Here is a 13,700-nt window from a genome sequence, read left to right as displayed (position 1 = left end):
GTTTTCTGTTTGCTTCAGCCCTGTCGCTGGAGGAGACAGCGGAGCCCGTGGCCTCCGCCGCCTGCGCAATCAGCCGCCGGGGGTAAAGGCGATCGTGCGCCGGGTCGTCACCGGCTCGGAGATCGGCTGGAAGCGCCAGCGTTGCACGGCGTCCATTGCCGCGCGGTCGAACACCCGACGAGGTTCGGAGTTGACCACGCGCGCGCTCGTTACCGAGCCGTCGGTACCCACGGTGAACTCGACCTGGACCTCACCGGAAGTTCCCGCCCGCAAGGCATCGGGGGGAAAGTTCGGCGCCGGCGTGGACAGGGGCCGCAGGTCAGCGGCGGTGGGCCTGGTCGGACGCGGCGGCGGCGGCGGTTCGGCTGCCTTGGCGGCTTCGGCGGCCCGGCGCTCCTGGGCGCGCTTCTCTGCCTGCGCGGCGGCTTCGGCGGCAGCGGCCTCGGCGGCAGCGTCCGCAGCCTGCTTTTCCTGCAGCGCCTTGGCGGCCTGCTCCTGCTGCTGCTTCTGGTCGATCAGGCGCTGGCGCTCCAGTTCGGCCTGGCGCGTCGCCTGCTGTTCGGCGGTGATTTGCTGCTGCACCGCACGCTCGGCGACAGCCTGCTTGCGCGACTCGATGCTGGAATGCAGCCGTGCCAGCGCCGGATGCTGTGGCTCGGCCCTTTCCAGCAAGGCGGTCAGCCGCTCGGCTTCGGTGAAGTCCTCGCGAGCGATGCTCTGCTCGATGGCGATCACGGTCATCGGCAACAGGTCAGTCAGCGCACTGGACACGCCGGCGTCTGCGGGGCTCTTCTCGCGCAGGGAGAGGTAGTACTCCACGGCATTGTTGCCGGCCGGCGCATACAGGCGGTTGTCGCTGTAGGCCTTGCGGGCGGCGTCGCGCAGTTCCTCCACGCTCATTGCCTGCACGGTGTCGGCAACCACGGTCTCGGGCGTTGCGGCCGGCGGTGCGGCATCGGTCTTGGTCGCCGGCGCAGCGGCGTCGGCAGCGGGTTCGTCCTTGCCGCAGGCGCCCAGTGCCAGGCCCAAGGCCAGCACCAGCGACAACCGGGAAAGGTTCAACAGCCGGCGCGATTGCCGGGCTTGTGGAGTTACAGAATTCATTGGCGGAGCTCCCCTGAAGTACGGCCTGATGGTCGCACGCGCACAAGGAAGCGAGACAGGACCGGTTTTGTCAAGTTTTCACTGGTGTGTGCGCATCACCGGGGCGTCATTGAATACCCTTGCGCCGGGCGCCCCCGCGCCCCGGCCGGCAGCTATTTTCCAATACAGAAGCTGGAAAATATATGCCCCAACAGGTCATCGGCATGGACCCGGCCGGTAATCTCGCCCAGTGCGTCGTGACTGGCGCGCAAGGCTTCGGCAGCCAGTTCCAGCGCGCCGTGCTCGAGCTGCACGCGCGCGTCCGCCAGTTCCCGGGACGCGCGTTGCAGGGCATCGACATGACGCGTGCGCGCGGTGAAGGCGCCATCGCCGCCGTCCACCGCGTCATCCAGGGCAAGCGCGCGCAGGCGGGCATGGAACTCGTCCATCCCGGCGCCGGTACGCACCGAGATCCGCAGGGGCGTCTCGGCCTCGTCTGCGGCGGGGGTGGCAATCACGACATCCGCACCGACCAGATCGGCCTTGTTGTAGACCCACAGCCGCCGCGGCACGTCGGCCACCGCATCATCCACCGCTGCCGCTCCCGTGAGCGGATCGCGCGCGTCCAGCAGGACGATGGCCAGATCGGCCTGGTCCAGTTCGTGGCGGGCGCGACGCATGCCCTCGCGTTCGATCGCATCGCCGCCCTCGCGCAGGCCTGCGGTGTCCACCAGGGTCAGCTCGACGCCGTCCACACGCACCACCTCGTGCAGCAGGTCGCGGGTCGTTCCGGCGACGTCGGTGACGATGGCCCGGTCGCTTCCTGCGAGCAGATTCAGCAACGAACTCTTGCCGGCATTGGGGGGACCGACGATCACCGCGTGCAGTCCATCGCGCAGGCGTCGTCCACGCTGCGCCGCAGCGAGCAGCTCCGCCAGCTCACGCGTGAGTTGGTCGCAGCCGGCGCGCAGCGCCTCGCCGCCGAGGGTATCGAGTGGTTCGTCGGCGAAATCGATCGCGGCCTCGGTATGGATCCGAATCCGGAGCAAACCGGCTGCGATGGCCTCCACACGACGCGAGAACTCCCCATCCAGGGCCCGACGGGCCGCGCGGGCCGCGCGGATGTCACCCGCGGCAATGAGGTCGGCGACGGCTTCGGCCTGGGCGAGGTCCAGGCGTCCTTCCAGAAACGCGCGCTCGCTGAATTCCCCGGACCGTGCCAGGCGCGCGCCCAGTTCCACGCAACGCCCCAGCACCGCCTGCAGCACGGCCGGCCCACCGTGCCCCTGCAACTCGACCACGTCCTCGCCGGTATAGCTGGCGGGGGCGGCGAAATACAGGCCTATGCCGTCGTCGATGGCCACACCGTCGCCGCCCAGGAAACGCGCGTAGTGGGCGTAGCGTGGGGTGAGCGTCCGCGCGCACACGGTCTGGCCGATACGCCGCGCCTCGGGTCCCGACAGGCGCACGATGCCCACCCCACCGGCGCCGGGTGCGGTTGCAATGGCGGCGATGGTGTCGCGGTCGGTCGGGTGGGCAGACGGGGGCATGCGGATATTGTGTCCCAGAGCACGCTGTTGGGATTGGTTCGGCAGACGCGGCTGCCCCAGGCAATCCTGAGCCAGGCCAGGCTGCTCCAGATACACCAAGCCCGCCGGGCGGCGGGCTTGGTGGTCGGGATTGCTTAGGCCTTGGCGGGGGTGGGCTCGCTGTACTTCTTGATCATCCACCACTGCTGGATCAGGCCCAGGCCGGCGTTGGTCACCCAGTACAGCACCAGACCGGCCGGGAAGAAGGCGAACATGACGCCGAACACCAGCGGCATGAACTGCATCATCTTCTGTTGCATCGGATCGACCCCGGTCATCGGGTTCAGCTTCTGCGTCGCCCACATCAGCGCGATGTTGATCACCGGCAGCACGAAGAACGGATCACGCGCGGTCAGATCCTGGATCCACAGAATCCACGGGGCGTGGCGCAGTTCCACCGATTCGGAAAGCATCCAGTAGAGCGCCAGGAACACCGGCATCTGCAGCAACAGCGGCAGGCAGCCACCGACCGGGTTGATCTTCTCCTTCTTGTACAGCTCCATCATGGCCTGCTGCAGCTTCTGCTTGTCATCGCCGTAGCGCTCCTTCAGCTGGGCCATGCGCGGCTGGAACTTACGCATCTTCGCCATGGATTTGTACTGCGCCGCCGACAGCGGGAACATCACCGCCTTCAGCAGCACCACCAATCCGACGATCGACCAGCCCCAGTTCCCCAGCACGCCGTGCAGCCACTGCAGGACCCAGAACAGCCAACCCGCCAGCGCTGCCATCGGTGCGAAGCGGCTGAAGTCGACGGCGCGTTCGAGTCCCGGAACGCCCTGCGCCTGGATCTGATTGACCAGCTTCGGCCCCACCCACAGGCGCGCTTCGCTGACCGCGCTGGTGCCCGGAGCGACGTTCACCCCGTTGCCCATGTCACGCACCACGTAACGGGTGGCTCCGGCGTCGTTGCTGGTGGCCAGGGAGAACGTTCCCTCCTCGTTGGCCGCCGGAATCCAGGCGCCGAAGAAGTGGTGCTGGAGGAATGCGATCCAGCCACCCGTGCTCGCCTTGTCGAGCGGGCCGTCGTCCACAAAATCGGCGTATTTGCGCTTCTGATACTTGTCGGCGGCGGTGAACCACGCCCCACCCTGGAAGCTGTACTTCTCCGGGCTCATCGGCGCGCTGCTTTCCAGCGCCCGCGGCACCCGTGCCAACTGGCGGTAGGCAAACCCCTGCCAGGGCGACGTGCCCTGGTTGACAACCTGATCGCGCACATCGACGACGTAAGCGCCGCGGCGGAAGGTGTAGGTGCGGTGGATGCTGACCCCGTCCGGACCATGCCAGACGAACGGCACGACCACCTCGTCCGCGCCGTCGGCCAAGGTGAAGGCGGTGCCGGACTGCGTGGCGGAGCGGTCCAGTTCGAAGCCCGACAGGTGGCTGGGCGCCGGCGCGCCTTGCCTCACCCAGCCGCTCTGGGCGACAAAGAAATCCGCCGGGTCCTGGCTGAACAGGCGCACCGGTGGGCTGTCATCGTCGGCCGTGCTCGGGTAGCGCAGCAGGTCGGCCTGCAGGATCGCACCACCATTGAGCGTGACCGACAGGACATCGGTACGCACCTGGACCGCGCCGGCCGACTCGGTCGCCGCGGCGGGTAATTCGGCCGGTGCCGTGCGCATCTGCGGCACGCCCGGAACCTCCTGATTCCCGGTCGTGCCCACGGCGCCTGGGACGGCGGCGGCGTGCGGCGCTCCCGGGATACCCGAATCCGGCATCGCGGGCTGGGCCAGCTGGCTGGAAGTAGCCGGCGCTGGGGCGGCCTGCTCCTTGTTCCACTCCATCCACAACAGGGTCGCCACCATCAGCCAGGCGAAAATCAGGAATAAACGGGTCTGGTTCATGGGCAACAGGCAGGCTCAGCCGTCGCCCGCGGGCGACGTTGGTGTGATGGAAGCGGGGGCGTCGCAGGGACGCAGCCGTGGCATTGTGCCGGCCGTGGCCGGTGCGGGCAACGAGGAGCCGTCTTCCGCGGCCGGAGCGACATCGTCAGCAGACAGTGCACCGGCCCGCTGCAGAAGGCCCAGAAGCGCGGCGCGCAGTTGCGCCTCGTCCAGTTTCGCGGCGCCGGTTCGGCCGACCACAACGTAGTCGCCGTCTGCCAGACGCGCGCGATGGGTACGGAAGGTCTCGCGCATCACCCGCTTGATGCGGTTGCGTCCGACCGCGCGCGGGTCGACTTTGCGCGAAACCGCCAGCCCGAGCCGGGGGCCGGCATCGGGGCGCTCAAAGCGCAGGCGGGATCCTGGCCGGGTGCGCGCCAGCTCTTCGTTGGCACGCGCACAGCTCTGCGCTGCGGCATCAGCTGTCTGCCAATGCAACGCAAGCACGGGCAGCGCCACGCGCCGGCCATGCTTGAATATGCGATCGAAATCGGAACGCGCGCGAACCCGCGCGGTGCGCGGAAAGCGGTTCGTCGGCATCGTAGCGGCAACGGCGGCTAAGGGCGGCCGTTGCGACATCAGCTGCGCTTAGGCGCTGAGACGCTTGCGGCCCTTGGCGCGGCGGCGCGACAGGATCTTGCGGCCATCGGCAGTCGCCATGCGGGCACGGAATCCGTGGTCGCGCTTGCGCTTGAGGTTGCTGGGCTGGAAAGTGCGCTTTGGCATGGCTCTGCTGCGGTTGTGGCGGACAAGACCGGAAAGACTACCCAAAAGCTGGTCGTGGAGTCAAGTGGCCGGGCCCTATCGACGACAAGACGACGCCAAAGCCCGTGCCGCTCCGGCCACACCGATGCATGCGTGGCAGTCATTATGCCCGCGCCAGCGCGTGCTAGTCTGGCCGACCCCCAAGTTGCTTCACGTGGCCCGGTTGACGGCGTCGCGGGAGGTAAGTCATGCCATCAAGAAAACCCCTATGGACGTTTGGCACCTCTGCCTAGAACGCCTCGAAGCCGAACTCCCGGCCGAGGATGTGCACACGTGGTTGAAGCCGCTGCAATCGAGTGCTCGCAACGGCGCCATGGTGCTGTTCGCGCCCAACGCCTTCGTGGTGGAGCACGTGCGCGAACGCTACCTGGACCGGATCCAGGAGCTGCTGGCGCATTTCGCCGGCAACGATGCGGTCAGCCTGGAAGTCGGTTCCCTGCCCCGTGCTGCCGCGCCGGCACCGGCGTCCGATGCCGGGGTGCGAGCGGTCGCCGCGCCGGCAGCGGAACCCTTCAACGGCAACCTGGACAGCCACTACACCTTTGAAAACTTCGTTGAGGGCCGCAGCAACCAGCTCGGGCGTGCCGCGGCGATGCAGGCGGCGCTCAATCCCGGTGAGCGCGGCCACAACCCGTTGCTGCTCTACGGTGGCACCGGCCTGGGCAAGACCCACCTGATGTTTGCCGCCGGCAATCTGATGCGTACCAACAATCCCGGCACCCGGGTGATGTATCTGCGTAGCGAGCAGTTCTTCAGCGCCATGATGAAAGCGCTGCAGGAAAAAGCGATGGATGGCTTCAAGCGCCATTTCCAGCAGGTCGACGCGTTGCTGATCGACGATATCCAGTTCTTCGCCGGCAAGGACCGCACCCAGGAGGAGTTCTTCCACACCTTCAATGCCCTCTTCGACGGCAAGCAGCAGATCATCCTCACCTGCGATCGTTACCCGCGAGAGGTTGACGGCCTCGAGCCACGGCTGAAGTCGCGCCTGGCGTGGGGCCTGAGCGTTGCCATCGAGCCGCCCGATTTCGAGACCCGCGCGCAGATCGTGCTGTCCAAGGCCGCCGAGCGCGGCGTGGTGATCCCCGAGGATGTCGCGTTCCTGCTCGCCAAGAAGATGCGCTCCAACGTGCGCGACCTGGAGGGCGCGCTCAACACCCTGACCGCCCGCGCCAACTTCACCGGTCGCGCTATCACCACCGAATTCGCCCAGGAGACCCTGCGCGACCTGCTGCGCGCGCAGCAGCACGCGATCGGCATTCCCAACATCCAGAAGACCGTGGCCGACTACTTCGGTCTGCAGATGAAGGACATGCTCTCCAAGCGCCGCACGCGCTCACTGGCGCGCCCCCGGCAGATGGCCATGGCCCTGACCAAGGAACTGACCGAGCACAGCCTGCCGGAGATCGGCGACGCGTTTGGCGGCCGTGACCACACCACCGTGCTGCACGCCTGCCGGCAGATCCGCACGCTGATGGAAACCGACGGCAAGATGCGCGAGGACTGGGAAAAACTGATCCGCAAGCTCAGCGAATAAGCCCTGTGCCGCATCTGGGTACAAGCTGTGGACAACTCGACATCGCCGGCGACGATCAAATTCTATCCACAGCTTGTACCCAGTCTGAAATACGCTTGTACCGCGCTTCCCACGCCGATAAACATTTTTACTATCAGTTGGTTACGTAGCTTCTCCCGCGATTTTGGCTACACCACCACCACCAGGCTTTTGATTTATACATAACTCTGTACTGGAGTTCGTGTGACGCCGACAAACGTAAATTCGTGTTCGAACAGGATCTGACGCTGCTGCCTGATCGGAACGGCACTGGGCGCGTGACAGCTGCGCCCAGGAGCCCGCAGAAGCATCGAAATCAACATGTGCGTGGATTTCACCGGCATAGGCTGTGGGCAACTGCAAGGGAGCGCTATCATCGTCAAGTTGCCCACAACTTGTCCCTGCTGCACGATGCAAGTTGTACAAGGGTTCTGGTGCCCGTAAAACGCTTTTAAATCAACACGTTATGCGTGTTTTACCGAAAGCTTGCGGACACCACCACCACCAAGCTTTTGATTTATACATTCCTTTGTATTGGTTATAGGGGTAAGGACGGTATGCGTTTCAGCCTGCAACGCGAAGTATTCCTCAAGCCGCTGTCACAGGTCGTCAACGTGGTCGAACGCCGCCAGACCCTGCCGGTGCTGGCTAACTTGCTGGCCCAGGTGAAAGATGGACAGCTGTCGCTGACCGGCACCGACCTGGAAGTGGAGATGGTGTCGCGCATTATGGTCAACGATGCCGAGGACGGGGAAACCACCATTCCTGCCCGCAAGCTCTTCGACATCGTTCGCGCACTGCCCGATGGCAGCAAGGTGACGGTGACCCAGTCGGGCGAGAAGCTGACCGTCCAGGCCGGACGCTCGCGCTTCACCTTGGCGAGCCTGTCAGCCAACGACTTTCCGTCTATTGACGAGGTCGACGCCACTGAGCGCGTCCGGGTGCCGGAGTCCACCCTGAAGGAGCTGATCGAGCGCACCGCGTTCGCGATGGCGCAGCAGGACGTCCGCTACTACCTGAACGGTCTGTTGTTCGACCTGCGCGAGGACACCTTGCGCTGCGTCGCCACCGACGGCCACCGCCTCGCCTTGTGTGAGGCGCCCTACGAGGGCGGTACGGGAACCAAGCGACAGATCATCGTGCCGCGCAAGGGTGTCACCGAATTGATGCGCCTGCTGGAAGGCGGCGACCGCGAGCTCGAGCTGGAAATGGGCCGCGGGCACATCCGCGTCAAGCACGACGATGTCACGTTTACCAGCAAGCTGATCGATGGCCGGTTTCCCGATTACGAGGCGGTGATTCCAATCGGCGCCGACAAGGAGGTGCGTATCGACCGCGAGGTCCTGCGCGCGTCTTTGCAGCGTGCGGCGATCCTGTCCAACGAAAAGTACCGTGGTGTGCGCATCGAGGTCTCACCCGGTCAGCTGAAGATCAGCGCGCACAACCCCGAGCAGGAAGAAGCGCAGGAGGAAGTTGAGGCGGATACCCGGGTTGACGACCTGGCCGTTGGGTTCAACGTCAATTACCTGCTGGATGCGTTGACTGCGCTGAAGAGTGAACTCGTGGTGCTGGCGTTGCGTGACGCAAACTCGTCCGCTCTGGTGCGCGAGGCCGATAATGAGCGTTGCCGCCATGTGGTGATGCCGTTGCGCCTTTGACCCACGGGGTGTTCCACGTGGAACCCGACAGCAACGCACTCACGCCCGGCTTGTCCGGGCGTGAGTGTATCCAGACATCGGAAACGCCCCTGAGGGCCCCATCATGCGGGTGATCCGGCTCGACATCCGCGATCTACGGGCCTTTCGGGAGATCCGTGTCGATCTCGGGCCCGGAGTAAACTTCTTTTCGGGCGACAATGGCGCCGGTAAAACCAGCGTTCTTGAAGCGCTGCACCTGATGGCTTACGGCCGGAGCTTCCGCGGCAGAGTACGCGACGGGCTTGTGCGCGACGGAGAGCCGGCGCTGGAGGTGTTTGTCGAATGGGAGGAGATGCAGGCCGCCGCGTCAGGCGCCGTCCAGAGTCCAGCGCAGCGCGTCGCTCCCCGCCAGCGCAAAGCCGGCCTGCGCCACAGCGGTCAGGAATGGAGCGGGCGGTTGGACGGGGAAACCGTCACCCAGCTCGGCGAGCTGTGCGCGGCACTGGCGGTGATCACGTTCGAACCCGGCAGCCACGCCTTGATCACCGGTCCCGCCGAAATACGCCGTCGGTTCCTCGACTGGGGGCTGTTCCACGTGGAACATCAGTTCTTCGCTACCTGGCGTCGTTATTCGCGAGCACTCAAGCAGCGCAACGCACTCCTGAAGACGCGTGCGCCGCGGGCGCATCTAGATACGTGGGACCATGAGCTGGTGGAGTCCGGGGAACCGCTGAACCGGTTCCGCCAAAGCTATCTGGATGCGCTGCAGCCGGCATTCTGCGAACTGATGCGCGAGATGGCGCCCGCTTTGGGTGAGTGCCGCCTTCACTATGCACCAGGCTGGCGCTGCGACGAGATGCCGTTGGCGGACGCCTTGCTGTTGGCGCGCGAACGTGATCTGCACTCCGGGTTCACGTCGGTCGGTCCGCATCGCGCCGACTGGCGGATCCAGTTCGGCACCATCCCCGGTCGCGATGCGCTTTCCCGTGGCCAGGCAAAATTGACCGCCCTCGCCGCACTGCTATCCCAGGCTGACCACTTCACCGTGCGCACCGGGCAGCTACCGATAATTGCCTTCGATGATCTGGCCTCAGAGCTTGACCGCAGCCACCAGCATCGTGTTTTGTCGCGACTGGTGGCCACAGGGGCGCAGGTTTTGATCACCGGAACGGAGGTGCCGGCGGTCTTGTCCGAATCCGGCGTGGACTTCGCTGTGTTCCACGTGGAACACGGCTCAGTGACTGTGGTGCCGTGCGGTGAACCCGGGGCGTCAGTTGCCGACGGCCGAGTTGTGCCCTGACGCAGCCCAACAGTACGCAGGTTGACAGCCACAGGCCGAGGTGCTGCGCCTGCTATACTGGCCACTTGATTTCCCATGTGTTTAGACGCTGCCGCGCGTGATGTGGCGGCGTCGTGGAGCCTGTTACCGCATGACCCAGATCGAGCACGATCCCGCGTCCGTCGAGGACGAAGAAACCCTTCCTGCCGTTGTTGCCGCAGGCGCGCAACCCTACGACTCCAGCCGGATCACCGTATTGCGGGGTCTGGATGCGGTGCGCAAGCGCCCGGGCATGTACATCGGCGACGTGCACGACGGGACCGGTCTGCATCACATGGTGTTCGAGGTGGTCGACAACGCGGTGGACGAAGCGCTGGCCGGCCACGCCGACGAGATCCGGGTGACCCTCCGCGAGGACGGCTCGGTCGAGGTCTCCGACAACGGTCGTGGCATCCCCGTGGACATCCACAAGGAAGAACATGTGTCCGCGGCCGAGGTCATCATGACCGTGCTGCACGCGGGCGGTAAGTTCGACGACAACAGCTACAAGGTCTCCGGTGGCCTTCACGGCGTGGGGGTATCGGTCGTCAACGCGCTCTCCGAGCACCTGTGGCTGGATATCTGGCGCGACGGCTTCCACTACCGTCAGGAATATTCCCTGGGCGAACCGCTCTACCCGCTGAAGGAGATCGAGCCGACCACCAAGCGCGGCACGCTGCTGCGCTTCAAGCCGGCCACCGCCATCTTCAGCAACGTGGATTTCCACTACGAGATCCTCGCCAAGCGCCTGCGTGAGCTGTCGTTCCTCAACTCCGGCGTCAAGATCGTGCTCAGCGACGAGCGTGGCGAAGGGCGCGAGGACATCTTCCAGTACGAGGGTGGTATCCGTTCCTTTGTCGAGCATCTGGCCCAGCTCAAGACCCCGCTGCATCCCAACGTGATCTCCGTCACGGGCGAGGAAAACGGGATCACTGTCGATGTGGCGCTGCAGTGGACGGACGCGTATCAGGAAACAATGTTCTGCTACACCAACAACATCCCGCAGAAAGACGGTGGTACCCACCTGATCGGCTTCCGCGCCGCGCTGACGCGCACGCTGAGCAACTACATCGAGCAGAACGGTCTGGCCAAGCAGGCCAAGGTCAGCCTGTCCGGCGATGACATGCGCGAAGGCATGATCGCGGTGCTCTCGGTCAAGGTGCCCGACCCGAGCTTCTCCTCGCAGACCAAGGAAAAGCTGGTGTCTTCGGACGTCCGTCCGGTGGTCGAGCACACCTTTGGTGCGCGCCTGGAGGAGTTCCTGCAGGAAAACCCGACCGAAGCCCGCGCCATCGCCGGCAAAATCCTCGATGCCGCCCGCGCCCGTGAGGCCGCGCGCAAGGCGCGGGATCTGACCCGCCGCAAGGGCGCGCTGGATATCGCCGGCCTGCCCGGAAAGCTGGCCGATTGTCAGGAAAAGGACCCAGCGCTGTCGGAGCTGTTCATCGTCGAGGGTGACTCCGCCGGTGGCTCCGCCAAACAGGGTCGCAACCGCAAGACCCAGGCGATCCTGCCGTTGAAGGGCAAGATCCTCAACGTCGAGCGGGCGCGCTTTGACCGTATGCTCTCCAGCGCGGAGGTTGGAACGCTGATCACCGCGCTGGGCACGGGCATCGGCAAGGACGACTACGACCCCGACAAACTGCGCTACCACCGGATCATCCTGATGACCGACGCGGACGTCGACGGCAGCCACATCCGTACCTTGCTGCTGACCTTCTTCTATCGGCAGATGCCGGAGCTGATCGAGCGCGGGCACATCTACATCGGCCTGCCGCCGCTGTACAAGATCAAGCAGGGCAAGACCGAGCTGTACCTGAAGGACGACGCTGCGCTGAACGCTTACTTGGCCAGCAATGCCATTGAAGGCGCGGCACTGATTCCCGCCGAAGGCGAGCCGCCGATCACCGGCGCGGCTCTTGAGCAGTTGCTGCTGGCCTTTGCCGGTGCGCGCGAAACGATTACCCGTAACGCCCACCGCTACGATCCGCTCATCCTGGAGGCGCTGGTCGACTTCACCCCGTTGGACATCGAGCATCTGTCGCAGAACATCGACGAGCGGGCTGAACTGGACGCGCTGGAAAAGCGGGTCAACCGCAAGGGTCTGGGCAAGCCGCGTTATTCGCTGCGACTGCAAGCCGCCACCGAGGGCCATCCTGCGGCCTTGGTCGCCAAACGCAGCCACATGGGGGAGGAGCTGATCCAGATCCTGCCGTTGGCAGCATTCGGCTCCGGCGAGCTGCGTCCTTTGCGCGAGGCCGCCGCACAGTTGCATGGACTGATCCGCGACGGTGCCAAGATCGTGCGTGGCAACCGCGAGAAGAGCATTGAAAGCTTTGCCGAGGCGCAGGAGTGGCTGCTTGAGGAGGCCAAGAAGGGACGTCAGATCCAGCGATTCAAGGGCCTGGGTGAAATGAACCCCGAACAGCTGTGGGACACGACCGTCAATCCGGATACGCGTCGCCTGCTGCAGGTGAAGATCGAGGATGCCGTGGCCGCCGACGAGGTCTTCAGCACTTTGATGGGCGATGTGGTCGAGCCGCGACGCGCATTCATTGAGGACAATGCACTCAAGGCCGGCAACCTGGATATCTGATCCACCGTTTGGTCGGCGTACCTGAACAGGGGGCGCCATCTGCACGGCCCGCGATTCTTGCGGGCCGTGCTGTTTTCCGGTTAATCATTTTGTGCGGTAGCGCACATTGCCTTGGCTCCGCGTCTTCACTTGGGGCTGCGTTGCCGCCAATTACAGTCAATCCCACGCTGTGACGAGCTTGCGCGAACTTTGCCCGATCCGTCGATTCGCGCCTGAATGCCCATGACTGTCGACCCTTGCACGTTGCCGATCGACCCACAGCGCCGCGTGCCGAGGCCTCTCCACTCTGCTTGCCCCATCCAATATGAACAGGACTACCTCTCCATGAAACGACTGTTGCTTGCCCTTGCCATTACCGGTGCCATCGCGGCCTGCGCGACCACCACCTCACCGACCGGCCGGAAGCAGACCGTCGGTGCCATTTCCCAGCAGCAGCTGGACCAGATGGGCGAGCAGGCCTTCGCCGAGTACAAGAGCAAGCTGCCGCGCAGCACCAACGGCGCCCAGAACGCGTATGTCAGCTGCGTGGTGAACGCGCTGACGCGTGAATTGCCGGCCGGCGCGCAGGCGGGCTGGGAATCGGCCCTGTTCAACGACGACTCACCCAACGCCTTTGCCCTCCCGGGCGGAAAGATCGGCGTCAACACCGGCATCTTCAAGGTGGCCAAGACCCAGGACCAACTGGCGGCGGTGATCGCACACGAGATCGGGCACGTCATCTCGCGCCACCACGACGAGCGCGTGACCCGTCAGATGGGTGCGCAGACGGGCCTGGGGCTGGTGGGAGCGCTGCTCGGCTCGCAGTACGGCAGTGCCGCGCAGCAGACCACACAGCAGCTCGGCGGCGCGGTCGTGCAGGGGGTATTCCTGCTGCCCAACAGCCGTACCCAGGAGTCGGAGGCCGACGTGGTCGGACAGCGGCTGATGGCCCAGGCCGGGTTTGATCCCCAGCAGGCCGTCAACCTGTGGGAGAACATGATTTCCGCCAGTTCCGGTAACCCGCCAGAGTGGCTTTCCACCCACCCCGATCCACGCTCGCGGATCTCCGAACTCCGCAACCGCGCCGGCAGTCTGGCCGATACCTACCAGCAGGCGCGTGCGTCGGGCCGCAAGCCGAAGTGCGGCTAAACATGAATCGCGCCGGCCCGCAAGACGGCTTCTTCCGCGAAACGCTTTCTGCTAGGTTGACACTCCCACCGCAGCTTTCAGCGCCGTGCCCGGTTCGCCCCGAGCGTGGACAAGAGACCCGATGACCAATCCGAATTTCTCCCAGC

General features: G+C 65.1%; 10 protein-coding genes. 5 read left to right on the top strand and 5 right to left on the bottom strand.

Annotation, left to right across the window (positions count from 1 at the left end):
• Window positions 1-69: 69 nt before the first annotated feature.
• From KZ491_RS12165 to rpmH, 5 genes are all read right to left on the bottom strand, one after another.
• A complete protein-coding gene (locus tag KZ491_RS12165; protein ID WP_222566118.1) occupies window positions 70-1,104 on the bottom strand; it encodes an energy transducer TonB in 1,035 nt (344 codons plus the stop codon).
• A 152-nt stretch (window positions 1,105-1,256) separates the two neighbouring features.
• Window positions 1,257-2,633: a tRNA uridine-5-carboxymethylaminomethyl(34) synthesis GTPase MnmE gene (gene mnmE, locus KZ491_RS12160; RefSeq protein WP_222566117.1), complete on the bottom strand. Its 1,377-nt coding sequence runs from the start codon at window positions 2,631-2,633 to the stop codon at window positions 1,257-1,259.
• A gap of 134 nt (window positions 2,634-2,767) precedes the next feature.
• Entirely contained in the window at window positions 2,768-4,516 is a 1,749-nt protein-coding gene (yidC, locus tag KZ491_RS12155; protein WP_222566116.1) for a membrane protein insertase YidC, read from the bottom strand.
• 15 nt (window positions 4,517-4,531) lie between these two features.
• Window positions 4,532-5,134: a ribonuclease P protein component gene (gene rnpA, locus KZ491_RS12150; protein WP_222566115.1), complete on the bottom strand. Its 603-nt coding sequence runs from the start codon at window positions 5,132-5,134 to the stop codon at window positions 4,532-4,534.
• A 9-nt stretch (window positions 5,135-5,143) separates the two neighbouring features.
• Entirely contained in the window at window positions 5,144-5,281 is a 138-nt protein-coding gene (gene rpmH / locus KZ491_RS12145; protein WP_043958566.1) for a 50S ribosomal protein L34, read from the bottom strand.
• Between the two features lie 247 nt (window positions 5,282-5,528).
• Here rpmH and dnaA point away from each other — a divergent pair, with 247 nt between their 5' ends.
• The 5 genes from dnaA (at window position 5,529) to KZ491_RS12120 (ending at window position 13,554) form a co-directional block, all read left to right on the top strand.
• Window positions 5,529-6,857, top strand: coding sequence for a chromosomal replication initiator protein DnaA (dnaA, locus tag KZ491_RS12140; RefSeq protein ID WP_222566114.1), 1,329 nt, complete (start codon window positions 5,529-5,531; stop codon window positions 6,855-6,857).
• Between the two features lie 575 nt (window positions 6,858-7,432).
• The gene (dnaN, locus tag KZ491_RS12135; RefSeq protein ID WP_222566113.1) at window positions 7,433-8,533 is read left to right on the top strand and encodes a DNA polymerase III subunit beta; all 1,101 of its coding nucleotides are present in this window, start codon (window positions 7,433-7,435) and stop codon (window positions 8,531-8,533) included.
• Window positions 8,534-8,636: 103 nt separating this feature from the next.
• Window positions 8,637-9,812, top strand: a complete 1,176-nt coding sequence (gene recF, locus KZ491_RS12130) for a DNA replication/repair protein RecF (protein ID WP_222566112.1) — start codon at window positions 8,637-8,639, stop codon at window positions 9,810-9,812.
• Window positions 9,813-9,942: 130 nt separating this feature from the next.
• Window positions 9,943-12,426, top strand: coding sequence for a DNA topoisomerase (ATP-hydrolyzing) subunit B (gene gyrB, locus KZ491_RS12125; protein WP_222566111.1), 2,484 nt, complete (start codon window positions 9,943-9,945; stop codon window positions 12,424-12,426).
• Window positions 12,427-12,750: 324 nt separating this feature from the next.
• Window positions 12,751-13,554 (top strand): M48 family metallopeptidase, encoded by an 804-nt coding sequence (locus tag KZ491_RS12120; protein ID WP_222566110.1) that lies wholly within the window; start codon window positions 12,751-12,753, stop codon window positions 13,552-13,554.
• The last annotated feature ends 146 nt before the right edge of the window (window positions 13,555-13,700 follow it).

The sequence above is a fragment of the Novilysobacter antarcticus genome (assembly GCF_019802285.1).
GTDB lineage: Bacteria > Pseudomonadota > Gammaproteobacteria > Xanthomonadales > Xanthomonadaceae > Novilysobacter > Novilysobacter antarcticus.
Note: the sequence above shows the minus strand (reverse complement) of the source record. Positions and strands in the feature narration are given on the sequence as shown.